The 25,317-nt window shown below is 47.8% G+C and carries 24 protein-coding genes, 2 riboswitches and 1 other annotated feature; of the genes, 21 read left to right on the top strand and 3 right to left on the bottom strand.

The annotated features are described in order from the left end of the window. The first annotated feature begins 14 nt into the window (after positions 1–14). The 12 genes from ACSW3C_RS10610 (at position 15) to ACSW3C_RS10555 (ending at position 12,486) form a co-directional block, all read left to right on the top strand. Positions 15–1,463, top strand: coding sequence for an ethanolamine ammonia-lyase reactivating factor EutA (locus tag ACSW3C_RS10610; protein WP_486562523.1), 1,449 nt, complete (start codon positions 15–17; stop codon positions 1,461–1,463). Positions 1,464–1,477: 14 nt separating this feature from the next. Further along, complete coding sequence (locus tag ACSW3C_RS10605) at positions 1,478–2,842, top strand: ethanolamine ammonia-lyase subunit EutB (protein ID WP_486562522.1); 1,365 nt, start codon at positions 1,478–1,480, stop codon at positions 2,840–2,842. 14 nt (positions 2,843–2,856) lie between these two features. Then, positions 2,857–3,846, top strand: a complete 990-nt coding sequence (gene eutC / locus ACSW3C_RS10600) for an ethanolamine ammonia-lyase subunit EutC (RefSeq protein WP_486562521.1) — start codon at positions 2,857–2,859, stop codon at positions 3,844–3,846. 13 nt (positions 3,847–3,859) lie between these two features. After that, positions 3,860–4,504, top strand: a complete 645-nt coding sequence (gene eutL / locus ACSW3C_RS10595) for an ethanolamine utilization microcompartment protein EutL (RefSeq protein WP_486562519.1) — start codon at positions 3,860–3,862, stop codon at positions 4,502–4,504. Positions 4,505–4,540: 36 nt separating this feature from the next. Continuing rightward, positions 4,541–6,046: an acetaldehyde dehydrogenase (acetylating) gene (locus tag ACSW3C_RS10590; protein ID WP_486562560.1), complete on the top strand. Its 1,506-nt coding sequence runs from the start codon at positions 4,541–4,543 to the stop codon at positions 6,044–6,046. Between the two features lie 82 nt (positions 6,047–6,128). Next, positions 6,129–6,416 carry a BMC domain-containing protein gene (locus ACSW3C_RS10585; RefSeq protein WP_184204830.1) on the top strand — a complete coding sequence of 96 codons (288 nt, stop codon included), beginning with the start codon at positions 6,129–6,131 and terminating at the stop codon, positions 6,414–6,416. 38 nt (positions 6,417–6,454) lie between these two features. Beyond that, a complete protein-coding gene (gene pduL, locus ACSW3C_RS10580) occupies positions 6,455–7,321 on the top strand; it encodes a phosphate propanoyltransferase (protein ID WP_486562517.1) in 867 nt (288 codons plus the stop codon). 15 nt (positions 7,322–7,336) lie between these two features. Further along, positions 7,337–7,639, top strand: a complete 303-nt coding sequence (locus ACSW3C_RS10575) for a EutN/CcmL family microcompartment protein (RefSeq protein WP_184204834.1) — start codon at positions 7,337–7,339, stop codon at positions 7,637–7,639. Then, positions 7,614–7,958 (top strand): BMC domain-containing protein, encoded by a 345-nt coding sequence (locus ACSW3C_RS10570; RefSeq protein WP_486562515.1) that lies wholly within the window; start codon positions 7,614–7,616, stop codon positions 7,956–7,958. Before ACSW3C_RS10575 ends, ACSW3C_RS10570 begins: the two co-directional genes overlap by 26 nt. A 101-nt stretch (positions 7,959–8,059) precedes the next feature. After that, on the top strand, positions 8,060–9,001 hold the full coding sequence (gene mdh / locus ACSW3C_RS10565) for a malate dehydrogenase (protein WP_486562513.1): 942 nt from the start codon (positions 8,060–8,062) through the stop codon (positions 8,999–9,001). Between the two features lie 213 nt (positions 9,002–9,214). Continuing rightward, positions 9,215–11,320 carry a methyl-accepting chemotaxis protein gene (locus tag ACSW3C_RS10560; protein WP_486562511.1) on the top strand — a complete coding sequence of 702 codons (2,106 nt, stop codon included), beginning with the start codon at positions 9,215–9,217 and terminating at the stop codon, positions 11,318–11,320. 21 nt (positions 11,321–11,341) lie between these two features. After that, positions 11,342–11,518, top strand: a riboswitch (cobalamin riboswitch). 152 nt (positions 11,519–11,670) lie between these two features. After that, positions 11,671–12,486 carry a hypothetical protein gene (locus ACSW3C_RS10555; protein WP_486562509.1) on the top strand — a complete coding sequence of 272 codons (816 nt, stop codon included), beginning with the start codon at positions 11,671–11,673 and terminating at the stop codon, positions 12,484–12,486. Positions 12,487–12,532: 46 nt separating this feature from the next. Here ACSW3C_RS10555 and argS read toward each other — a convergent pair whose 3' ends face one another. Next, entirely contained in the window at positions 12,533–14,197 is a 1,665-nt protein-coding gene (gene argS, locus ACSW3C_RS10550; RefSeq protein ID WP_486562508.1) for an arginine--tRNA ligase, read from the bottom strand. Between the two features lie 46 nt (positions 14,198–14,243). Next, positions 14,244–14,453: a binding site (T-box leader), on the bottom strand. 212 nt (positions 14,454–14,665) lie between these two features. Between argS and ACSW3C_RS10545 the strand changes: the two genes are divergently transcribed. From ACSW3C_RS10545 to ACSW3C_RS10510, 8 genes are all read left to right on the top strand, one after another. Next, on the top strand, positions 14,666–14,947 hold the full coding sequence (locus ACSW3C_RS10545; protein WP_486562506.1) for a hypothetical protein: 282 nt from the start codon (positions 14,666–14,668) through the stop codon (positions 14,945–14,947). A 19-nt stretch (positions 14,948–14,966) separates the two neighbouring features. Then, a complete protein-coding gene (locus ACSW3C_RS10540) occupies positions 14,967–15,248 on the top strand; it encodes a hypothetical protein (RefSeq protein WP_486562505.1) in 282 nt (93 codons plus the stop codon). Between the two features lie 28 nt (positions 15,249–15,276). Beyond that, on the top strand, positions 15,277–15,453 hold the full coding sequence (locus ACSW3C_RS10535; RefSeq protein WP_486562504.1) for a hypothetical protein: 177 nt from the start codon (positions 15,277–15,279) through the stop codon (positions 15,451–15,453). Between the two features lie 128 nt (positions 15,454–15,581). After that, positions 15,582–16,829, top strand: a complete 1,248-nt coding sequence (locus tag ACSW3C_RS10530; RefSeq protein WP_486562503.1) for an erythromycin esterase family protein — start codon at positions 15,582–15,584, stop codon at positions 16,827–16,829. A gap of 174 nt (positions 16,830–17,003) precedes the next feature. Continuing rightward, positions 17,004–17,180, top strand: a riboswitch (cobalamin riboswitch). A gap of 179 nt (positions 17,181–17,359) precedes the next feature. Beyond that, positions 17,360–19,576, top strand: a complete 2,217-nt coding sequence (locus ACSW3C_RS10525) for a ribonucleoside-diphosphate reductase subunit alpha (protein ID WP_486562559.1) — start codon at positions 17,360–17,362, stop codon at positions 19,574–19,576. Beyond that, positions 19,561–20,010 (top strand): flavodoxin, encoded by a 450-nt coding sequence (locus ACSW3C_RS10520; protein ID WP_486562501.1) that lies wholly within the window; start codon positions 19,561–19,563, stop codon positions 20,008–20,010. The genes ACSW3C_RS10525 and ACSW3C_RS10520 overlap by 16 nt, the downstream gene beginning before the upstream one ends. Next, the gene (locus ACSW3C_RS10515) at positions 19,980–21,017 is read left to right on the top strand and encodes a ribonucleotide-diphosphate reductase subunit beta (RefSeq protein WP_486562500.1); all 1,038 of its coding nucleotides are present in this window, start codon (positions 19,980–19,982) and stop codon (positions 21,015–21,017) included. The genes ACSW3C_RS10520 and ACSW3C_RS10515 overlap by 31 nt, the downstream gene beginning before the upstream one ends. 1,017 nt (positions 21,018–22,034) lie before the next feature. Next, the gene (locus tag ACSW3C_RS10510; protein WP_486562499.1) at positions 22,035–23,303 is read left to right on the top strand and encodes a serine hydrolase domain-containing protein; all 1,269 of its coding nucleotides are present in this window, start codon (positions 22,035–22,037) and stop codon (positions 23,301–23,303) included. A 105-nt stretch (positions 23,304–23,408) separates the two neighbouring features. Here ACSW3C_RS10510 and ACSW3C_RS10505 read toward each other — a convergent pair whose 3' ends face one another. Beyond that, positions 23,409–24,092, bottom strand: a complete 684-nt coding sequence (locus ACSW3C_RS10505) for an MOSC domain-containing protein (protein ID WP_486562498.1) — start codon at positions 24,090–24,092, stop codon at positions 23,409–23,411. A 71-nt stretch (positions 24,093–24,163) separates the two neighbouring features. Between ACSW3C_RS10505 and ACSW3C_RS10500 the strand changes: the two genes are divergently transcribed. Beyond that, the gene (locus ACSW3C_RS10500) at positions 24,164–25,039 is read left to right on the top strand and encodes a LysR family transcriptional regulator (RefSeq protein ID WP_486562497.1); all 876 of its coding nucleotides are present in this window, start codon (positions 24,164–24,166) and stop codon (positions 25,037–25,039) included. A gap of 23 nt (positions 25,040–25,062) precedes the next feature. Here the strand turns inward: ACSW3C_RS10500 and ACSW3C_RS10495 are convergent, their stop codons facing one another. Then, a complete protein-coding gene (locus tag ACSW3C_RS10495) occupies positions 25,063–25,299 on the bottom strand; it encodes a thioredoxin family protein (protein ID WP_486562496.1) in 237 nt (78 codons plus the stop codon). Positions 25,300–25,317: the final 18 nt, after the last annotated feature.

Raw genomic sequence — 25,317 nt, 5'->3', positions numbered from 1 at the left:
AATGGGGTGCGGGCGTGAACCAGTTCAATAAAAGGCATGAAACGATCATCAGTGCTGGCATTGACATTGGCACGAGCACAACGAAATTGATTATCAGCCGGTTTTCCTTAATGAATGTCGCAGGTACAACTCATGTACCGCGAATCGAAATCGTAGATAAAGAGATTTTATATAAAAGTCCGGTCTTCCGAACGCCGCTCCTGGATGCGTCGACGATTGACACGCAAGGCGTAGAACGGATCATCCGCTCGCAATATGCAGAGGCAGGCGTGACGCCATCTCAAATCGAGACCGGAGCCGTCATTATCACGGGTGAAACGGCGACAAAGCGCAATGCGAGTGAAATGCTCCATCATCTGTCGCATGAAGCCGGTGATTTCCTCGTTGCGACGGCAGGGCCGGATTTGGAAGGCATCATTGCGGCGAAAGGCTCGGGGGCGTACGACTATTCCGCGAAGAGCGGGAAAGTGATCGCCAACATCGATATAGGCGGGGGAACGGCTAATATGGCCGTTTACAAGGATAAGAAGCTGTTAGGCACTTGCACAATGCATATCGGCGGTCGACTCATCGAGTTCCAGAATGGCATCGTCCGTTCCATTTCGCCGCCGATCGAACGGCTGCTGGCCGAACAAGGTTGGCGCTTGCAAGTCGGAGATCGAGCCGACAGCCCTGCTGTCCAGCAAGTGACAGACTTCATGGCCGGTTCGCTTGCACGGATATTAAGCAAGAATGTCGCTTCAGAAGATCACGTCCTGCTGCTCGGCCATGCGCCTTCTTGGATGGATGACGTGGAAGCGGTCGTTTTCTCTGGCGGCGTGTCCGAGTGTATGTATCAGCACGAGCTTGGGCAGGTACAGGTTGCGGCATACGATGATATCGGCAACCAACTGGCAGAAGCATTGAGGCAAAATGGCCGATTGCAGTCGTTCGAATGGCTGGAGCCTGTTGAAACCGTGAGGGCAACCGTATTAGGTGCGGGCACGCAGACGACGGAAATCAGCGGAGCAACGATTCAGGTCGCGCCGCATGAACTTCCTTTGAAAAATATCCCGATTTACCAGCATGATTTCATGTTTGATTTGCAACAAGGGCTGGATCTTTTCGACTCCGCCATTTCCGAGGCGATCGCGTTATACGATTCGACCCTGGAAGGGCAAAACTTCGCATTATATATTTCGAATCTTCCCTACATGGGATTTAGGGACATCCAATCGTTGTCCCAGGCGATTATCCGCCTGATGGAAAAACGGCCTGACCCATCGCAACCGATCATATTGATCATCCAATCGGATCATGCCAAGGTGATCGGCCAGACGCTGGTCGCTATGAATGTACAACAGAGTGTCATTTGTGTGGATCAAATCAACGTGGAGACCGGCGATTACATTGATATCGGCAAGGCGCTCGATTCGGGTGTCGTACCGGTTGTCGTGAAAACGTTAACATTCCACACATCGTAAAGGAGGCGCTGCAATTGAATTTATCAACGGTATTAGGCGGCGAACGGTATGTATTCGCCGATCTGAAAGAAGTATTGGCTAAAGCGAATGAGGAAAAATCTGGAGACCGGCTAGCCGGCATCGCAGCGGAAACGGTTCAAGAACGAATCGCGGCAAAAGCGGTAGTCAGCGAATTGCTAGTAAGCGATATCCGGAACAACCCACTCATCCCGATTGAAACAGATGAGGTATCCCGCATCATTGAAGGCGATATCAATGAAAGAGTATACAGCGAAATTAAGAACTGGAGCATTGCAGAGCTTCGCGAGTACATTCTGAGCAATGACGTGGGCGACCGGGAATTAAAGCGGCTGAGCCGGGGTTTGACTTCTGAAGTCATTGCAGCAGTGACGAAGCTCATGTCCAACCTGGATCTCGTCCATGCGGCAAATAAAATTGAAATCCTGTCCACTTGTAATATTACGATCGGTCAAAAGGGAACGCTTTCCTCCCGTTTGCAGCCGAATCATCCGACGGACAACATTGATGGCATCATTGCTTCGTTGAAGGAAGGGCTATCGTACGGTATCGGTGATGCGGTCATTGGGATTAACCCGGTTGATGACTCAGTGGAAAGTGTAAAACGCATTTTACATGCGACAAAGGATTTTATTAATGAATGGGAAATTCCTACGCAGAACTGTGTGCTTGCCCACGTAACGACGCAGATGAAAGCAATTCAGCAAGGGGCTCCTGCCGATATGATCTTCCAAAGTATCGCGGGAACGGAAAAAGCGCATCGCTCTTTCGGTATTTCAGCCGAATTGATTGCAGAAGCAAGAGATCTTGCTTTGAAACAAGGAACGGGTACCGGACCGCAAGTTATGTACTTTGAAACTGGGCAAGGGTCGGAGCTTTCTGCGGAAGCGCATTACGGCATTGACCAGCTGACGCTGGAATCTAGAAACTATGGTTTCGCAAGACATTATGATCCGTATATTGTCAACACAGTCGTCGGATTCATCGGGCCGGAGTATTTGTATAACAGCAAGCAGGTTATCCGGGCAGGGCTGGAAGACCATTTCATGGGTAAAATGCACGGCATCCCGATGGGCGTAGATATTTGTTACACGAACCATATTAAGGCGGACCAAAACGATATTGAAGATTTGAGCGTGCTCTTATCAGCTGCAGGTGTGAACTTCATTATCGCGGCGCCGATGGGTGATGACGTCATGCTGAATTACCAATCAATGAGCTACCACGATGTAGCGACACTTCTTCAAACTCTCGGCAAGACACCGGCACCTGAGTATTTGAAATGGCTCGAGAAGATGGGCATTTACGAAAATGGCAAGCTGAGCGCACGCGCTGGCGATGCTACATTGTTTAACCGATAGGAGGTGGATTTGGGATGAATGAACAGCTGATTGAACAAATAACCAAAATGGTTGTGGAAAAGCTTCAGGAAACGAAGGGGAAAACAGAGACCCGCAAGTCGGATGAAGCGATGCCGGTCAACTTGTTTGCAGACGCACCAGTTGGCCAAGCGCTTGCAACGGAACATCCAGATATTGGACCAGCCGGAGCTGTAACCTTCCACCGGACAACGGAACAGAAACAGCCCGCTGCGCATTCCAAAGTTGCCTCTGCTGGAGCGTGCCACAAACAAGACGCTACCAAACAGTCGGATGCCAAGGAAACGGAACTGGCTGAGCTTCGCAAGAAAACGCCGGCCCGTGTTGGTGTAGGAAGAGCGGGTTCACGCCCGAAAACAAAAACATGGCTCCAATTCCGATTGGACCATGCAGCAGCAGTCGATGCGGTTTACGGCGAAGTGCCGGACGAATTATTGAGCCGGCTTGAGGTGTTCCAAGTCCATTCCAGAGTGGCGGATAAGGAAGAGTATATCCGGCGTCCCGATTTAGGGCGGAGACTGTCAGATGAAGCGAAACAGACAGTCATGGAGAAATGCAAGAAGGGACCGACAGTTCAGATTGTTGCATCCAATGGCTTGAGTGCAAAAGCGATCGAGGAGAACTTGGAGGATGTCTATTTATCCCTTGAACAGTCTCTCCGCAACTTAAACATCGACATGGGAACGACTTTCTATGTGGATAAAGGCCGTGTCGCACTGATGGACGAAATCGGCGAAATGTTGCAGCCGGATGTTGTCGTCATGTTAATTGGCGAACGTCCTGGCCTCGTGTCTGCCGAATCATTGAGCGCCTATCTTTGCTACCAACCGCGCATCGGCACGATTGAAGCGGATCGGATGGTTATTTCCAATATCCATAAGGGAGGCATTCCGCCGGTGGAAGCTGGAGCTTACTTAGGCACAGTTATCCAAAAAGTGCTGAAATATGAGGCGAGCGGTGTATCCCTTGTGAACAAAGAAGGCTAGGAGGCGGCAGTCGATGAAAATCTATGCAGACATCTTGTCCATGCAAGTCATCCCGAATGTGAATGAAGAGCTGGCGAAGAAGTTTAATCTGAAGCCGTATCAGCGAAGCATCGGTCTTGTCACCACGACCATTGATGATGTCGGCTATACCGCGATTGACGAGGCGACAAAGAAGACCGATGTAGAAGTCGTGTATGCGAAAAGCTTCTATGCAGGTGCTGCACATGCATCGGGCCCGTTATCGGGTGAATTCCTCGGAGTCATCGCAGGCCAGTCGCCGGAAGAAGTGAAGAGCGGTTTGGATTCGATCCGGATCACGATTGAAAATGATGCCTATTTTGAAGCGATCAACGGAAACCCCGATCATGCGCTTTATGCACATACCGTTTCAAGCACCGGCACCTTTTTAGCGGAAATGGCGGGTATTCCGGTTGGACAGTCGTTAGCTTACCTAATTGCACCGCCGCTCGAAGCGATTGTCGGGTTGGATGCGGCCTTGAAGGCGGCGGATGTAAGATTATGCGAGTTTTTTGCTCCCCCATCGGAAACGAACTTTGGCGGCGGCCTATTGACCGGCAGCCAATCATCCTGCCAGGCGGCAACAGATGCGTTCCGGGAAGCAATTCAAAATATGGCGAGAAATCCGCTTGGGTATTAATCGCCAACAGTAAGCAAGGAAGGAGTGATTAACTTGGTGCAGGCACTAGACGCTGATTTATTGGCCCTCCAAGAAATGCGTACAGCTGTCAAAACAGCAAAAGAAGCGCAACTGAAATTCATGAGCTACACGCAGCAACAAGTGGACAACATTGTCAAAGCTGTTGCGGAAGCCGCCTTCAAGGAATCCGAACGTCTTGCCTATATGGCGGTGGAAGAAACAGGAATGGGCGTTGCGGTCCATAAGAAAATCAAGAATGAAGTGGGCTCCCGTGATGTATACGAAAGTATTAAAGACATGAAAACTGTCGGCATCATCGGAGAGGACAAAGTGAAAAAGGTCGTGGAAATCGCGGCTCCGTTTGGCGTGGTGGCGGGTATTATCCCAACGACCAATCCAACGTCGACTGCGTTCTTCAAAACACTCATTTCATTGAAAACTAGAAATGCAATTGTCGTCAGCCCCCATCCATATGCGGTGAATTGCACACATGAAGCGTTGAAAGTGTGTGATGCAGCTGCTGTGAAAGCGGGAGCACCGGAAGGGTTAATTCAATGCTTGACGATGTCTTCCATGGACGCAACGCAGCAACTGATGAAACATCCGGACGTCAATCTCATCCTGGCAACAGGTGGCGGCGCGCTCGTCAAAGCCGCTTATAGCTCAGGAAAGCCGGCTTATGGCGTGGGACCGGGGAACGTTCCCGTGTACATCGAGCGTTCCGCGAAAGTGGAAAAGGCGGTCCGGGATATCGTCAACAGTAAATCGTTCGATTACGGCACGATCTGTGCAACAGAACAAGCGATTGTTGTTGATAAAAACATTCTGGAACTCGTCAACCGGGAATTGAAGAAAAATGGTGCTTATATTTTGTCCGATGAAGAGAAGCAAATCATGGAGAAAGTCATCTCTCCTTCACCAGGCAAAGTAAATCCGAAAATTGTCGGCAAGAGCCCGCAAACGATTGCGAAACTGGCCGGCATCTCCATCCCGGAAGGCACCCGTGTCATCATTGGGATGGAAACGAAAGTCGGCAAGGATGTACCATTCTCGCTCGAAAAGCTGTCTCCGGTCTTTGCGATGTATGTCGTAAATGACGTCAACCATGCGAAAGAAATTTGCATGGCGCTGCTGAATATCGGCGGACGGGGCCACAGCCTTTCAATCCATACAGAGAATGATTCCATCGCCCGCGAATTCGCGGTAGAAATGCCGGTTTCCCGTATCATGGTCAACACGATGTCTTCCGTCGGAGCGGTCGGGGGGACGACAGGTCTTATGCCGTCGTTCACATTAGGCTGCGGCACATTCGGAGGCAATATTACATCCGACAACGTAACAGCAAAACACTTGCTGAACATTAAACGGATGGCATACGGCACAAAAGAAGTTACACTCCCTTCCCACCAGGAAGAGAAACCGACTGCTGCAACCGAGCAGGTCGTCTCAGAGGTCCTGACGAAAGTCGGATCCGATGGCGACATCGATCCGGAAGTAGTGAAAAACTTAGTCAGCGAGATTGTGAAGCAGTTGACGAAGTGAGTATCAGTTAAACACTTAGTTGATTGGAAAATCAACGTTTTATAGCAAAAATAAAAATAAACCCCATTAGGAGGAAACAAACATGAACAGAGAAGGTACAGCACTAGGAATGGTAGAAACTAAAGGTTTGATCGGATCAATCGAAGCAGCAGACGCAATGGTGAAAGCGGCTAGCGTTAATCTTGTCGGTAAAGTTCACGTCGGTGGCGGAATCGTAACAGTACTCGTACGCGGTGATGTAGGCGCAGTAAAAGCAGCAACTGATGCAGGCGCAGCAGCAGCACAGCGTGTAGGCGAATTGCTATCTGTCCACGTTATCCCAAGACCGCATAACGAATTGGAAATGATCCTTCCTAAAATGGAAGGCTGATTCCAAAGCGAAAATAACAGCAGAAAGGTGGAAGTGGAATGGATCAGCAATTGATTGAACGGATTGTCGGGGAAGTCCTCGGCCAGCTTTCAAAAGACGTGAGCCCATTGCCGGCTCACGCTGTTCCGATTGCCGTTTCTGCCCGCCACGTACATCTGAAACCTGAACATGTGGAAGCGCTGTTTGGAAAGGGTTATGAATTGACGAAGCGGTCCGACTTATCACAGCCGGGCCAATTCGCTTCTAACGAAACAGTGGTTGTCGCAGGACCGAAAGGCAGCATCGAACGCGTGCGCATTCTCGGTCCTGCGCGTTCCCTTTCCCAAGTGGAAGTGAGCTTCACAGACGCCATGAAGTTAGGTGTTAAGCCGCCGCTTCGGGAGTCTGGCGATATCGAAGGGTCCGCTGGCATCACACTCATCGGCCCGAAAGGCAGCATTTACTTGGAAGAGGGCTTGATCGTCGCCCAAGCGCATATTCATATGGCGCCAGGCGATGCTTCGCGGTTCGGCGTGCAAAATGGCGAGTATGTAACTGTTGAGGCGGATGGCATCCGTCCCGTGTCGTTTCGAAATGTGAAGATTCGCGTCTCTGAACGGTATCGGCTGGAAATGCATATCGACACAGATGAGGCAAATGCAGGTTTTATTACACAAGGAACAATCGGACGACTTGTGAAGCCGGGAGCAGAAAATGGGGAAACAGCAAGGACAGAGAACCATGTCCCGCAAAGCGCACCCCAGCCCGTGAACAAACCGTATGAATTTAAGAAAAAGCTGCTTTCCAATGAAGATATCCGTTCCATTCAGGAACAGGACATCCTCCTCGAAAAAGGAACGATTGTGACAGCGCTTGCGAAAGATACAGCGAGGGAACTCGGTAAGACGATTTCCTTCAGAAAGTAGAAAAGGTGATTACGCATGCGAATGGGAAAAGTGATCGGTAACGTATGGGCAACACGCAAGGAAGAGGGCTTGCAAGGGTTGAAATTGCTGATTATCCAGCCGATTGATGCATACGGAAATGCCATCCAGACCCAAATGGTGGCAGCAGATCGGATCGGTGCGGGCATTGGTGATGAAGTCCTGATAACGAGCGGCGGCTCCTCACGTTATATTATGAAAGACAATCCGATTCCTATAGATGCGGTAGTCATAGGAATCATTGATTCTACAGAAGTGAAGAGAGGCGAAATCGATGAGTCAAGCAATCGGAATGATTGAAACAAAAGGGTTGATCGGTTCCATTGAAGCGGCGGATGCCATGATTAAAGCATCCAATGTGTCCCTTGTGAAGCAAGAGATGGTGGATGGCGGGATTGTGACGGTTATCGTGCAAGGCGATGTCGGTGCAGTCCAGGCGGCTGTGGAAGCTGGCCGTGACGCGGCTGCACGTGTCGGTGAGCTATTGGGATCCCATGTTATCCCTCGTCCGGATGAATCTGTTTACGGCATGGTAAAGCCAGCTCCTGTGGTGGAACCACTGGCTCCGAAGCAGGAAAAGCAATCGGAACCAGCAAAGCCGAAATCCGCTAAAAAGTAATAAGACGCAATGGCACCTGCAGGCAAGAGGCAATGATCCGTCAAAGCCTGACGCATCATACTAGCCTTTTTTGCAGGCATTGATAAAGGAGATGAGCTAAGTTGGCATTTCGCAGACATAAAATCGCCGTCATCGGAGCCGGGCATACCGGAGCCACTGTTGCTCTCATGATAGCGCAAAAAGAATTAGGCGACGTCGTATTGGTGGACATCCCCGACTTGGTGAATCCGACAAAAGGGAAAGCGCTCGATTTATTGCAAACGAGCCCGGTACAGCGGTTTGACTCCATGATCATCGGCACATCGGACTATTCCGATATCCAAGATGCCGATATGGTCATTGTTACGGCTGGGATCGCTCGGAAACCAGGCATGAGCCGTGATGATCTTGTCACAACAAACGCGAAAATCATGCGATCTGTTTCAGAACAGATTAAACAATATGCTCCTGAGAGCACCGTTCTCATATTAAGCAATCCGGTCGATGCCATGACTTACGTCTGCTACAAGACGACCGGTTTTCCGAAAAATCGTGTAATCGGCCAGTCCGGCGTGCTGGACACCGCACGATTCAATACGTTTGTAGCGGAAGAACTGAACATTTCCGTTGAGGATGTCTCTGGATTCGTTCTGGGCGGGCACGGGGATGATATGGTGCCGCTCGTGCGCTATTCGAATGCGGGCGGAATTCCGCTTGATAAAATCATTCCTGCGGACCGGCTTCAAGCCATTGTCGAGCGGACAAGAAAAGGCGGCGGTGAAATTGTGGCCCTTCTCGGTAACGGAAGTGCCTACTACGCGCCGGCAGCCGCTCTCGTCCAGATGGCGGAAGCGATCATTAAAGACAAGAAGCGTATTTTACCATCCATCGCCTATTTGGAAGGAGAATATGGCTACAAGGATATTTATCTAGGAGTTCCGACTGTACTTGGCGGTAATGGAATTGAGAGTATTATTGAACTTCCCTTAACCGACGAAGAGAAGCGTGCGCTTGATAAATCTGCGCAGTCTGTTCAGGTTGTCTTAGATATTTGCAATCGATAAGATTACTGAATTTATTCGTAATTGCCCCGGTCGTATTTAATGGAAGAAAAATAAAATACTCACTGGACAGATCAAATCTAATCATCGAGAAAAATAGTAAAAAAGCATTCCGTTTTCGGAATGCTTTTTTAATGGTTAATTGACACAAAACCTTCATTTTTTACTAGTTCGTACGATATAAGAGATAGAATATGAAATAGGAGGTAGCACCCAGTGAGAAAAAAGAATAGTATTGCATGGAAGTTATCCGGGTTAATCATCGGGTTGTTTGTCATCTTGTTTGTTGTTTACACAGTGGCAACAAGCACGTTTTTACATAAGCAGAGCATGTCCGACGCTGAAGAGTTTGCCGTGGAGAATTCCAAGTTGAATGCAACGATTCTCAGCGAGCGATTCGACCGGACGAATGAAATGCTTCATACAACAAAGCACATATTTGAAACATTGCAAGCAAATCATGATCTGACGACAGATGAAGTGATTCATGTTATCGAGAATAATTTGAAGAAGAACGAAGATGCCACGGGAATGGCAGCTGTATTTGAAAAAGGTTTCATCCCATTGGATGGCAATATTCAAAGCGGGCTTGTAGATTCAACAGATCGCTTCGTGCCGTACTTGTATAAAAAGGAAAATGGCATCGGCGTGGAACCGTTGAGCGGGTATGACAACCCGGGCGAAGGGGACTGGTATTTAGTACCGAAGAATGAAAAACGCGCTGTCTTGACAGAACCGTATGAGTATAATGCAGGTGGCCAGACGGTATTGATGACAACCATTTCTGTGCCGCTCATGACAGAGTCCGGGCAATTTTTCGGCGTGTTGACGACGGATATTTCAATTGATTTCCTAAATGATCTCGTTCAATCAATTAAGCCGGATGGCGGCTATGCCTCCATTATTACAGATGCTGGAGATTTGACGGCTAACAGCTTGAAGCCGGAAATGAACGGCACCAATATGCAAGATGCAATTGACTGGGCGCCTGTGAAAGAAAAGCTCAACCAAGGGGAAGCCGGAACGTTATATGTAGATTCCAAAGGGTTGAATGAAGTGGCTTTCAATTCGTTCGCACCTATTACGCTCCCTAATATCGAAGAAGTTTGGACCGTACAAACGGTAGTGCCGAAATCGAAAATATTGGAGACGTACAACGCTATTCTCCTCATGACGATTCTGGCAGCGGTCGTTATGATCGTCTTAATGACGGCGGCAACCGGCTGGTTCATCTTCAAGCAATTAAAACCGCTGGCCTTCTTGCAGAAATCAATTGAAACGGCTGCAACAGGTGATATGACGCACTTTGTGGATGAAAAGCATATCCGCAATGACGAAATCGGCGCAGTGGCAAAAGCGTATAATGATATGCTTCTTCAGACAAATGAAGCGATCCAGGCGGTTCAGCGTTCCTCGAATGAATTGAGCGATTCCTCTTCACATGTGCACCACGCATTTGAAGAAATTGTAGCTTCCAGCGAGGAGGTTTCATTGGCAACAAATGAAATTGCACAAGGGGCTTCCAAGCAATCAGAGGATACGGAAGAAACGAGCCGAGTGATTGCGGAACTGGCGGAGCAGATCAATATCCTGTCCCAGCTTTCGCAACGCATGAATGACCTGTCCCATCAAACGATCGAATCGACGGAAAAAGGGATGTCGGAAGTGGCGAATTTGCGTGAACACAATGCTTCTGCGAATGAGATGAATGCGAAAGTGAAGGAGCAAATGAGCGCGTTGTCATCCAAAATTGATGCGATCAATCAAGTGATCACGTCGATTCATGATATTACAGCTCAGACGAATCTTCTTGCCTTGAACGCCAGCATCGAAGCGGCACGGGCAGGGGAGCACGGCAAAGGATTTGCAGTCGTGGCGGAAGAAGTGCGCAAACTTGCAGAGCAATCCCGCACGGAAACTGAAGTCATTCAGCAAACTGTCCAGGAGATTCTTGAGGAATCCAACCAAACGGCAGCAGTTATTGAAACGAATCTAAAAGCGATGGAAGGGCAGAACGAATCAGTATCCAGTACGGAAGCTTCTTTCCATCAAAATGCTGAACTGACAGAGCGGATGAGCGAAGTCATTCAGGAATTAAATGCGGAACTAAACGAGATGCTGACGAATAAGGATCAAGCGATGCTTTCGATCCAGAGTGTGTCGGCTGTATCAGAAGAGACAGCGGCATCAGCGGAACAAGTCAGCGCGTCCTCGGCAGCACAGCAAACGGAATTGGAACGGGTGGCAGATTCAACGACCCGCATGAAAAATATAGCCAATGAGTTGCAAGAAGTGGTCGAGCGCTTTAAACTACAAGTATAAGTCTCGAAAAAATTGAATAGCACATATTGAACGATGAAATGGTACCGTAACGGTTTAATAGGGAATCCGGAAATCCGGAGCTGTCCCCGCAACTGTAAGCGCAGACGACCACCGATGAGCCACTATAGGCAAACTATGGGAAGGCGGGTGGAAGGAGGAAGCGCAAGCCAGGAGACCTGCCATCCATCGTCATAGCGACACTTTCTTCGGGGGTTGAGAGGTGGAGGCGAAACGGATCCCGGTCCATCGGGCTTTTTAGGGTTCCAATTTGTTTCCTAATGATCAATTATGAGCAATCGCTCTGCCGAAGTGGCAGGCGATTGCTCTTTTTCATTGAAAGGAGACGGAAGATGAGAGCAATTCAACAGGAGTATGGCATTGGCGCTGAATTTAATGGGAAGTTTCCGGAATACCTGACACTTGAAAAAACACGTTATACGGAACGGGACATGGAAAGGTTAGAACGGGAATTAACTGCCCGGTTTTATTCTGCATCCATTTCCAATGAAGACGACCTGCTATTTCTCGCAATGAAAGCAATGCAGCAGGAACAAGTGGACCGGATTGAAAAAGTGGTGGACACGTATTGGGCTTTATCCAACGGGTATATTACACTATCTACAGATTTGGTGAGTGCATTGTGGGGCATCATCCCTCCACTGGAGAGTGAGAAAAAGAGGTTACGTGTTTCAGATCAACAAGTGATTAGGCAGTTGCAGGAAGGCCTGCCCTTTACTGCGGGCCTGTCTGACCTCTTTATGGAGAGAGTGTTAGAGTGCGGTTCATGGCAGATGTTTTACAAAGGAGGGGTGGAGACGAGAGGAGTCTCCGCCATTGGCCTGATGAAAGAACTGCTGGGGCAACAAATAAAGACCAGGCAGCCAGACTTCTTCTTTGAAGATCAAGTGGATGCCTCATTGCCTAAACAAATTGTTTCGGCTGGTTCCACCTTGCATGTGGAGCGAATTCGGCAGAAAAATAGGCTCAACCAGATCGTCGCCATTCAAGTGCGCCTCGTCAACAATATGTTGAGCTATTTGGATAATGGCGCGGCATGGATCGCTCCGATAACTTTTGAATTGCCCGCAGCCTATAAAGTGATTGATTTATATCAATTGCAGATGCACGCATGGAAAAACGGAGCTCGCATGACCGTTTGCATATAAAGTAACACGACCTGTGCTGTAGGTTGCACAGGTCATGTTATTATGATCACATTTCCTGGGGTGCTTGCATGCCAAGCAATCGCATGGACTCCTCCAGTACAATGCTGACGCATTGAACAAGGGATAGACGGAACGATTGGTTGGCCGCACCTGACAGTATATGGACATTACCGTAGAACGAATTGAAAGCCTGCGCAAGATCGATTGCATATTTGGCAATGATGGACGGATCCAGTTCCACGGATGCTCTTTGGACGGCTTCCGGGAAGTGCTGGAGCTGCGTAATGATATCCCATTCATAATCATTTACAGAAGAGATTCCCTCTTCTCCGCGCCCGTCTGCCTTCCGCAGGACAGCATGAGCCCGGGCACAGCTATATTGGAGATAGGGGCCCGTTTCGCCTTCGGTTTGCAGCATTTTTTCCAGATCGAATTCAATATCATGTTTCCGATGCTGCTTCAAGTCGCTGAATAGGATGGCTCCAACACCAACGGCTTTAGCCACTTCTTCTTTATTTTCCAAGGAAGGATTCTTCGCTTCAATGTTTCGCTTGGCGAGCTCAATGGCTTCCTTCAGCACTTCCTCCAGCAAAACTAGCTTCCCTTTCCGGGTCGACATCTTTTTTCCGTCTTTTAAAATCATGCCGAACGGAACATGTGTAATGTCTTCTGCCCAATCGCAGCCCAATTGTCCGAGCACTTTTTTTATCTGTTGAAAGTGAAGACTTTGTTCATTCCCGACAACGTAAATGGATTGCTCAAAACCATAAGTCGATTTCCGATCGAGCGCCGCTGCCAAATCGCGCGTTGCGTATAGCGTCGCGCCGTCCGATTTCTTAATTAAACACGGCGGCATCTCCTCGCCGAGGTCAACAACAAGCGCACCATCTGATTCCGTGAGCAATCCTTTCGAATCCAGCCATTCTACAACCGGCTCCATCTTATCATTGTAGTAGGCTTCGCCATTATAAGAATCGAAGGTAACGCCAAGTAAATCATAAATGCGCTGGAATTCGTTCAGCGACTCCTCCTTGAACCATTTCCAAAGGGCCAGGGCATCCGGCTCGCCATCCTCCAACGCTTTAAAGGCGGCTCTTCCTTCGTCATTTAAGGATGGATCTGACTCGGCTTCTTCATGGAAGCGGATGTACAGCTGAAGCAGTGTCTTGATCGGTGCCTGTTCAACTTCTTCCTGACTGCCCCATTTGCGATAGGCTGTCAGCAGTTTGCCGAACTGGGTGCCCCAGTCGCCGATGTAATTAATCTTGACCGGTTGGTACCCCGACTTCTCCAGCAATAAAGCGATCGAGTTGCCGATGACCGTGGAGCGCAGATGGCCCATGGAGAAGGGCTTCGCAATATTCGGGGAGGACATATCGATCGTCACAACACCATCTGCACCAATCGTTGACGACCCGTAAGCCGGACCCTCAGCCAAAATAGAGCGGAGAACAGGCTCCGCAGCAGCATCCCGCTGAAGGAACAGATTGACATAGCCATTCACAGCTTCCGCCTTTTCGATCGCAGGATGCGAAACCGCCGCCGCAATCTCCTCTGCAATCAGCTTAGGCGCTTTCCGCAACGTCTTCGCCATCGAAAAACATGGCAGCGCATAGTCGCCCATTTGCGAATGAAGCGGCCGCTCCACCATTTGCGGTTCGAGTGGCACAGGACTCGCCGTTTGCAACGCCTCTATCACAACTTGTTTCATACAATTAACCCCTTTTTTTAGAAAATAAAAAAGCCCCCGTCTCAATCAATGAGACGGAAGCTCGTTCCGCGGTACCACTCAAATTGCCCGATCCGTCGGGCCACCTTTCTCCTAACGGCGAGACACCGGCTTTTCCTACTTCCTTCAGAAAAGCATCTACGAAGTGCGCTTCATGAACCATCTTCCACCAGGCTTCCACCATCCCCGGCTCGCTTTGAAAGAAAAGGAGCATTACTCTCTTCGTCATCGATATTGTATATCAATGTAGCAAATCGGTGGGATGCGTGTCAATGGGCAAATACGAGCTGTCGTAGAAATATACGAGAGGTTTGGTTTTCAGCCGATGATAGAGGATACGAGAAGTTGAACCGCTTGAAATCCGCGAGAATTAACATGTCCTAGCCATGCTCCATGGCGCGCAGAATGCCTTTGACCAACTTAGAAATTAAATTGATAGTTTGCTCGGGTATGATACGAGCGGTTCAGAGGGAAATACGAGCGGTTAGATACGCGATACGAGCTGTTGCAGAATTATACGAGCGGTTGGAGAGGGCATACGAGCTCTTGCAGGATTATACGAGCGGTTGGAGACGAGATACGAGCTGTTCTAGAAATATACGAGCGGTTCGGTTTCCAGGCGGTGATAGAGGAGGACACGAGAGACTGGAACATTTGGACTTGCCGCGAGAATTAACATGTCCTCGCCTGCCCCATGGCGCGCAGAATGCCTTTGACCAACTTAGAAATTAAATTGATAGTTTGCTCGGGGATGATACGAGCGGTTCAGAGGGAAATACGAGAGGTTAGAAATAAGATACGAGCTGTTGCAGAATTATACGAGCGGTTGGAGGGGACATACGAGCTCTTGCAGGATTATACGAGTGGTTGGAGACGCGATACGAGCTGTTCTAGAAATATACGAGCGGTTCGGTTTCCAGGCGGTGATAGAGGAGGACACGAGAGACTGGACCGTTTGGACTTGCCGCGAGAATTAACATGTCCGCGCCTGCCCCGTGGCGCGCAGAATGCCTTTGACCAACTAAGAAATTGAATTGATAGTTTGCTCGGGTATGATACGAGTGGTTTGGAGGGAAATACGAAAGGTTAGGAACAAGATACGAGCTGTTGCAGAATTATACGAGCGGTTGGAGAGGGCATACGAGCTCTTGCAGGATTATACGAGAGGTTGGAAACGAGATACGAGCTGTTCCAGAAATATACGAGCGGTTCGGTATCCAGGCGAACTTACCCGCTGAGTTGACCGTCCCAGCCGGGTGACAGAACCAATTGACTCAATCATAAACCCCATTTTAAATGACGATTAAAACCTGACCGTTTCCCCGCAAGCCGCTTGGGTATGCTATGGAAGAGAGGAGAGATGGTCATGGCGAAGAAATTGAGAGAGGCGATCGAGCGGTATGCGATGCCGCTGGATGAGGAGGCGCTGGATGCTCTCGTGGAAGCGGCGGGACATGCTGAAGTGGTGATGATCGGCGAGGCATCCCACGGGACACATGAATTTTACAAGATCCGTGCCGAGCTTTCTAAACGACTCATTCAAGAAAAAGGGTTCACAATTGTGGCAGTGGAAGGGGATTGGCCGGCTGCTGCGTCCGTGAACCGCTATGTCAAAGGGTTTGAAGAGAACGAATCCGCGCAAGATGTATTGCTACAATCTTTCGAACGCTGGCCGACGTGGATGTGGGTGAATGAAGAGGTGAGGGACTTCATCGAGTGGTTGAAGCTTCATAATGATTCGTTGCCCGATAAGGAGAAGACAGGTTTTTACGGTATCGATATGTACAGTTTGTATGAATCGATTGATGAGCTGCTTCGATTTTTATCTGAAAATCCGCAATTTGGAGCCGATCTAAACTTAGCAAGACAGGCGTTCTCCTGTTTCGAGCCATATAATCGGATGCCCGAGCATTATGCTCTGTCGACCGCTCATTTTTCCGATGAGTGCATTAGTGAAGTTGCTACGCTGCTGTCATCCATCCGAAGGAATGAAGAGCGTTTTGCCAGTCACCATGAAGAAGATCTGAACGTCACGATGAATGCCCTCGTCGCCAAAAATGCGGAGGCTTATTACCGGGAAATGATGCAAGACGACGCGATCTCTTGGAATACACGCGATTTGCATATGGTAGAAGCCATCAATGAATTAAAGAAATACCATGGGCCTGATGCTAAGCTGATTATTTGGGAACACAATACCCATATTGGCGACGCGTCCGAAACATCTATGAAAGACGACAACATGATCAATGTTGGCCAGCTCATTCGTGAGGAATACGGGCATAACCGCACGTTTGCCATTGGATTTGGGACCTACGAAGGATCAGTCATTGCAGCCGATAGCTGGGGCGCTCCTCTGGAAAGAATGACGGTTCCGCCTGCTAAGTTCAATACTTGGGAAGGGCAGATGCACGCAGCTGGTGCAGAGGATAAAGTGGTTTTATTCACAGACGATAACCGTCAGCTGTTCAATGAATGGATTGGCCACCGTGCCATTGGGGTTGTCTACAATCCAGAATTCGAAGCGTATGGAAATTTTGTCCCTTCGCGTGTTGGCAGCCGATATGATGGGTTTATTTTTTTAGACCAGTCAACTGCGTTATATCCTTTTTGAGCCGTGCAGCTGCTTGCACGGCTTTTAGTTTTATTGATAAAATTAGGTGCAGCCTACCTTAGAAATGTTTCAAGTTAGTAGAAATCCTCTCAAAAAATAATTCAAATTCTTTTTACCTATTTACGATTAAACCACAACATGTTAGGGTAGTAGATGTACATAAAGCACAACATATAGTATTTAACGATAGATTGGTACCGTATTCGGTTTAATAGGGAATCCTTAAATTGGAGCTGTCCCCGCAACTGTACGTGCTGACGACCTGCTGACAACCACTGTGGCAATGCCATGGGAAGGGAGCGGGGAGGAGGAAGCGCAAGCCAGTAGACCTGCCGTCCATCGTGAAGCGACACTTTCTTCGGGGGTTGAGAGGTGGGAGCGAGCGGGTTTTTCGCCTTTCCATCCGAAGGGGGTTCGACCTGATCTGTTTCCTACATACATCCATTAGCGATGTCTCACCGAAAAGGTGGGGCGTCGTTTTTTTTATTCCCTAACATCCTATAAGTAGGAAAGGAGCCAAACTGATGACAATGATTCAAGAAAACACAAAGGTGACTGACATTCTGGCGCAATTGAAGGAGGAATTCGGCGAGGGCCAAATTACTGCTTTGGAAACGGCGAGTGATAAATGGTTGGAACGCCATCCAGGCGGAAGCCAGGAAAACTGGGCAAAAGCAATGGTTTTGGAGGCGCTTAGCAATATTGATGAAGCGTCCACCCATTGGACATTTGTGGCATCCCGCATTTACTTGGACTCTGTTTACGAACAGCAGCGGGCCATTCGCGGCACAGATGTATACGCTGATTTTGCCGGTCACGTTGAAAGGCTCGTCCGACAAGGATTGTATACACCAGAACTGCTCGATCGATATTCTGCAGAAGAGCTGGCCACTATCGGGACATTTATCGAGCCCGAGCGGGACAAGCTGCTTACATATATTGGACTGAAAACGTTAATGGACCGCTACGCGGCTGTTGATTTTAATAAAAAACCGGTGGAGCTGCCACAAGAACGCTGGCTCATCATTGCCATGACGCTTATGCAAAAGGAGACTGATAATCGTCTTGGCAAAATTGCGGAAGCCTACTGGGCGATGAGCAACCTGTATATGACCGTCGCGACACCGACGCTTGCAAACGCGGGCAAGCCGCATGGTCAATTGTCCAGCTGCTTTATCGACACAGTGGACGACTCCTTGCAAGGCATTTACGACAGTAATACTGATATTGCGAATCTCTCAAAATACGGTGGGGGCATCGGGGTCTACATGGGCAAAGTGCGCTCCCGCGGTTCATCTATCAGAGGATTCAAAGGGGCATCGAGCGGCGTCCTTCCTTGGATCAAACAATTGAACAATACGGCGGTAAGCGTCGATCAACTCGGACAGCGCCAAGGTGCCATTGCCGTCTACCTCGATGTGTGGCATAAGGACATCTTCACGTTTCTCGATTTGAAGCTGAACAACGGGGATGACCGCTTGCGTGCACATGACATTTTCACAGGCGTCTGCCTGCCGGATATTTTCATGGAGCAGGTCGAAGCACGCGGAGACTGGCATTTATTCGATCCGCATGAAGTCCGGACGGTAATGGGCTACTCCTTGGAAGATTTTTATGATGAGACAAAAGGGTCTGGATCGTTCCGTGAAAAGTACGAGGAGTGCTCAAACCATCCACAATTGACGAAAGAGACTGTACCTGCGATCGAAGTGATGAAGCGCATTATGCGCAGTCAGCTTGAAACGGGCACGCCGTTCATGTTCTACCGGGATGAAGTGAACCGGATGAACCCGAATAAGCATGAGGGCATGGTGTATTCAAGTAATCTCTGTTCAGAAATCATGCAAAATCAAAGCGCAACACAATTCGAATCGGTCACGCTTGAAGATGATATCGTCGTCACACGATCGAAGCCGGGTGATTTTGTTGTGTGTAACCTATCTTCCATCAACTTGGGACGGGCGGTCCCAGCAGGTGTATTGGAACGGCTTCTTACGATTCAAGTGCGCATGCTCGATAACGTCATTGATTTGAATAAAATTCCGGTCGTTCAAGCACAGCGAACGAATTCTCGCTACCGTGGAATTGGACTTGGCACATTCGGCTGGCATCATTTATTGGCACTTGAAGGAATTCAATGGGAGTCGGAGGAAGCGGTACGTTACGCGGATGAACTCTACGAACAAATTGCCTTTTTGACAATCAAGTCTTCAATGGAGCTGGCGAAAGAAAAAGGTGCTTACCCGTTATTCGAGGGTTCTGATTGGCAGACCGGTGACTATTTTGAACACCGGAACTACGATTCGAAAGCGTGGCGTGAACTGCGTTTCGACGTTCAGGCGAACGGCATCCGCAACGGCTACCTCATGGCGGTGGCTCCAAACAGTTCGACATCGGTCATTGCCGGTTCTACTGCATCCATCGATCCGGTTTTCAAGCCGTTCTATCATGAGGAGAAGAAAGATTACAAGCTCCCGGTTGTCGCGCCTGACCTGGACCATAACACGTACAATGTGTACCGCCGATCGGCCTATATCGTCGACCAGCGTTGGTCGATCAAACAAAATGCAGCGCGCCAGAAGCATGTCGACCAATCGATTTCATTTAATATATACGTACCCAATAATATCCGCGCGTCCGTTCTGCTCGAGCTCCACTTGCAAGCATGGAAATCCGGCATGAAGACGACGTACTATACACGTTCCACCGCATCGGACATCGAGGAGTGCGAATGGTGTCATTCCTGATTGCCTATGCATCCTGGAGCGGCAATACCGAGGAAGTGGCGGAATTGATTCGGGATGCGCTTGGCAGGGAAGGGATTGAAACGACCATGTACCGGATCGGTTTTGGTCCGGTTCCCGATCCGAGGGAATATGAGGCGATGGTGATTGGTTCTTTCACATGGGATAAAGGCGCAACGCCGGATGAAGTGAAAGATTTCGTAGCAGCCATCGGCTACAAACCGGAGCCTGTCTATGTCTTCGGAACGGGGGACACGCAATTTGGCGGAGACGACCTGTTTTGTCATGCAGCCGTCAAGCTTGCCCGTTTCTATGCATCGGGCTGCCAACCTCTCAAAATCGAACAGAGTCCGCGCGGCATCCAAGAAGAGAAAGTCATCGAATGGACGAAAGGAGTCTATGAACATTGGTTACACTTACACGAGTTAAAGTGCTGAATCCGGCTAATCCAAATAAAGCAACAGCGATTTTCGGCGGAGAGGCGAGCGGCATCCTGAATTGGAATGACCTCGCACATCCTCATTTTTATACACTCCGGCAACGGATCCGGTCATTATTCTGGACGGCAAACGAAGTTGATATGACACAAGACGTCAAGCAGTTCCCGAACTTGTCCAAAGCCGAGCAGGATGCTTTCCTGAAAATTATCGGCCTGCTAGCGACGCTCGACGGTCCACAGACGGTCATCGCAATGAAAATCGCCGATTTCACGACAGATCCTTCGGTGAAATCTATTATGGCGACGATTGCCGATCAGGAAAGTGAGCATAATCATAGCTATGCCTATGTACTTTCTTCCGTTACTACGCTCGACAAGCAGAACGCCTCATTTGAAATGGGACGCGCTGACGAAGTACTCATGAAGCGGAATGAACGGATTGTCGAGATCTACAATGAGTTCGCTGAAAATCCGACGATTGAGACCGTGCTGAAGTCGATGGTCTATACAACGCTGCTCGAAGGCCTGTTTTTCTATAGCGGCTTTGCGTTCTTCTACAATTTGGCGCGCCATCAGAAAATGGTCGGTACCTCAACGATGATCTCGTATATTAACCGCGATGAGCTACAGCATGGGAAGGCAATCAGTGACATCTTCCGAGCTGCACTTGCGGAAAATCCGGAGTACAACACGGAGGAATTCACAGAATGGATCTATGATCAATTCCGCCATTCTGTTGAACAGGAAATCATTTGGAGTCGCTATGTACTCGGTGAAATCGATGGCATTGATCTCGACGAAATGGCGGGCTATGTCAAATACCGGGCCAACAAAATGCTTCGTATGCTTGGACTAAGTGAAATATACCCGGAGTTCACAGACAACCCTATGAAATGGATCCGCGCGTACGTTGACAATTTTGACGACACGAAAACGGATTTCTTTGAGCAGACATCCCGGCAATACGTGAAAACGAGCGATTTGAATGGGTTTGATGATTTGTAAAAGCAAAAAAGCATGCCCAGCTATAATAAAGCTGTGCGTGCTTTTTTACGTAATAAGATTAATTGTATCTGCTAATTTCCTCATGGTTACTTCCAAACGGTGAAGATCTGAAAAGACTGCTATAGCTCCATCCTGGCCACTTTAGGCAATAAGCTATGAAAATTAAGTATGTCGTCCTTTTTATCATTCTGATAAGAAACAACCTTGCGTATAAGTGTTATTTACAGTATATTGGAAATCTATCACCTAAACCATTGGAGGTGTAGATTCGTGAAAAGTTATCATATCGTCGTGCATATCGTCAACTTAGTCCTATTGGTAGCTATCTGTCTTTTTTTTCTTTTCAGTTCGTTTAGTATTAGCCCACCCATAGATGACCCTATCGGTGACATATTTAAATACTGTTCTATTGTTTTTATGTTCGGCCTGTGGGCAGTTAATTACTGGTTCCAATACACGCGCAAGAAACAAAAATGGATTCTGCCGTTAGCCGGAGCTGTCCTTTATGTTTCCATCGTTTTGCTTGTCCTAGGAATTATTTTTCCATTCATACGCGAAATGTTTACTAACTAATCCCGCATTTATTAATAGGTGCGTCAATTCTGATTCAGGTATGGATTGTAGTATCTTGATTCTGTCTTAGAAAATCCTTCATCTGGTCGCAATATCCACAAACCACTTACGTATGCACCGTTACTTCTTCATTTCTTTTCGTCCCTTATACTATAACCCCCTAAACTTAGGGCTGGGCTTCGCGTATTAGCCCCCTTTTTCGTGGCAAGCTACCCACTCATGTAGGACGTTCCATTGCAAATCGCTGCTCTCATGTCTTTACCTTCCTATCGATTATAGGAGTCGTTTGGTATCTCATGTTTCTACGTTCCAAAAGTTTGCGGTGGGTGATTGTCTCCCATTGCATCGTCGATGTCGGGATTATTACGGTTCTAGTCTTTTTGAATATTTATATCCCGCCGATTGGATGAGAAAATAATATGAAGGCGAGGGGAGGAGATCCAAATGCAACAATACAAACACAAACTAGAAGCTTATATGAATCAATACCTGGAATTATGGGATTTTTACGGAGTTATTCAAGTGACCCGAAAAGGCGAGGTGCTGTTTGAAGACGCATACGGATATGCCAGTCTCGAGTTCGGAATAAAAAATGATATGGATTCATGCTTTTCACTCGCTTCAGTGTCAAAACAGTTTACGGCATTCGCGATTATGCTTCTTCATGAAAAGAACATGCTGGACATTGATAAACCGGCTAGATTATACTTGCCCACTGCGTTGGAAATGGACGAGTCGATCACTGTCCATCATTTACTGTCTCATACGTCAGGTTTGTATAATTTCACTAACTTCGAAAATGACTTTTTTGCTGGTTACAACAGAATGGACTATTCCCGGGATGATTTCTTCAAACGTTATATTAATAAACAGCCTGCTAAGCCGCCAGGAACAATTTTTGATTACAATAACTCAAATTATAATTTGCTGGCATGGATCATAGAACATGTATCTGGAGAAACATACAGGGACTTTTTAAGAAACCACGTCTTCCTGCCCTTGGATATGTTGAATAGCGATGTGGATGATGGCTGCAAAACATTAAAAAACAGAGCGAGCAATTATGTACATGATTTTGATGAAATCATCAAATCCCCGTACCATAACGAGAAATTCAGCATTGGTGCAGGAGCCATCATTTCAAACTGCGAGAATTTATACAAGTGGTTTAAGTGCTTGCGAGATCGGAAAATGCTGTCGGAAAAAGGGTATGAACGGTTTTTTAGCGAGAATGTAAATAAGTACTGTTATGGGTTGGAGCGTCAGCGCGGTTACGGTACAGACAGCTATGCCCACGGCGGCGATCACCTTGGTATCTGTACCTTTGCACAGTATTTTTTTGATGAAGATGTTTGTATCCTCATTCTTTCCAATAATGAAGCAATCAATCAATACAGGCTGGGCAACGCAATTGCTGATATTCTGCACGATGTTGAAGTAGATGCTCCGACAAAACATGAAGAGCTTCCCCTAGACGAAAGGAAGCTTCAAGCGTATTGCGGCACCTATTTGAAAAATAAAATTAAAGTAGAATTACATGGCGATAAATTGTACTTTACTAGATTTGCCGGCAATCTTCATATTGAGATCTATCCAGTCGGCGAAGGGAAATTTGCCCGCAGATTTTCTGACCAAATGACACCATACAGTATTGTGGAGAATGAAAACGGCAATATGTCCTTTTTCGGCTATGAGAAAGCTAATATGAAATGAAATAAATCGCCTAGACGTGCCGCGTAATGCGGTTGTTCAATTTCTTAATTCAGCTATTAGGAAATTGAACTTTTTTGGATTTTAATAGACCGGTAGCTGCTGGCTTCATCTCTCTCCTGACAATCGTTCCCTCGTATCCACCTCATTGCCCTCTAGCCGTCTCTCAAATGTCTTTCGCCAGTTTGCAGACAGCTCATTCACTTCTAATATCCGCTGTACCGCATCCAAATCGCTCTTATCATGGTGCATAATCCGATTAGATTCTGCGACGGAGATGGCCTTTTCTTGTGAATGGAGCCGGATCAATTCATCTGAGGGGGAGACCATTCCCTCTTGCAGCACTCGAAAATAAAATCCTGTAAATCCGGAGTTTTGGACAAGCAACGGCATGTCTTTTCTTTCATAAAGAAGTCCCAATTTGTAACAAGGCTGGCGTGGCTGGCTCACTTGTACGATGGCTTCCCCGATTTGAAAGGAATCTCCGATGCAAACGTCTTTCTCCGTTAAACCTTCTAATGTCAGATTCTCACCAAAAGCGCCGTAGGGAAGAGCCCGGCCCAATTGTTCTTCCCAGTAGGGATAATGCTCAGCCGGATACGCACAAACTGCTTTATCAATGCCGCCATGATGGATTAAATCACCTTGCCCATCTCCATTAAAATTTACAGTAGTTAAGAATACAGGTTTGCTAATCGGTTTTTTAAGTATGCCTGTTGTCGCTCGTTTATTTCCGAATGAAAGTTCAATCGGTTTTCCAACGTTTAAAGCCCGGATTGCCACTTTACTCATGGCATTCACCTCGTTTCATTTATCATGTAAAGTTTACCACTTCGAGTATAATCAAAGGAGGGGGGATGGAAATGGAGTTGAGGCAGCTCGAATATTTCATAGCGGTATGTGAAGAACTCCACTTCACTCGTGCCGCTGAGAAACTTGGATTGACCCAACCGTCGTTAAGCCAGCAGATCAGCTTGCTAGAACACGAAGTAGGGATAAAATTATTCGACCGGATCGGTAGGCGGATTGCCATCACCGAATCGGGCTCTATCTTGCTGGAACATGCATACCGAGTTTTCCATGAGTTATCCCAAGCGAAGGCGGCCATCGGAGAATTGCACGGGTTGGAGAGAGGAGCATTAAAGGTCGGTGCTTTGCTGACCGTCATCAATACCCTGTTACCTCAGGTTCTCATCGACTTTCATCAATTGTACCCCAAAATTGACATAGCCGTCTCCGGAATGCGAGTAGATGAGATTAAGGAATCTATACTTCATAATGCCATAGATATCGGCATTGTTTACTTACCCTTTGAACACCCAGATATTGAGACCATCTCATTACGGAAAGAGGAACTGGTGCTTGCGATGTCCGTACATCACCCGCTGGCCGGGCAGCCTATCGTTCCATTAAATGTGCTTAATGAAACAGCCTCCATCTTATTGCCAGAAACGTATTTTATCCGCCGGTATCTAAATGAACTCTGCCGACAGGAAGGGTTTTTGCCTGTTCCAGCGATAGAGTTGACAACGCTCGAGTCGATCCTCTTGATGGTCCAAAGGGAAATGGGTGTAACCATTTTGGCAAAATCTTATCTACATTCTCTCTGCCACGCAGATCTTTCTATTGCCAAGATTGATCATCCTGCAATGGAAATGGAAATTGGCATTGCGTACCGGAGAAACAAACATCTTTGCTCAGCAAGCAGGGAGTTCATTAAAATGCTACAAGGAAAATGAGGCGTCACAAGGACGCCTCTTGGTCATCCCTTTACTTCTTCCAAACTTGCACCGTAATTAATATGATAGACGCTTCCATCAATAACCAACGCAGGAACTGACTTGACTCCTGCCTTTTCGGCTTCTTCAATCCGTCCCCGCTCGGTACCTAGATGTACAATTTCAGGATCAATTTTAGACGAATCGAGATAAGTGACCAGCACTTTCTCCGCATCCAAACAAACCGGGCAACCGGCATGATAGAAAACCGCCTTTGACATAATGAACCACTCCTTATC

This window comes from Sporosarcina sp. AD_1, assembly GCF_057373025.1.
Note: the sequence above shows the minus strand (reverse complement) of the source record. Positions and strands in the feature narration are given on the sequence as shown.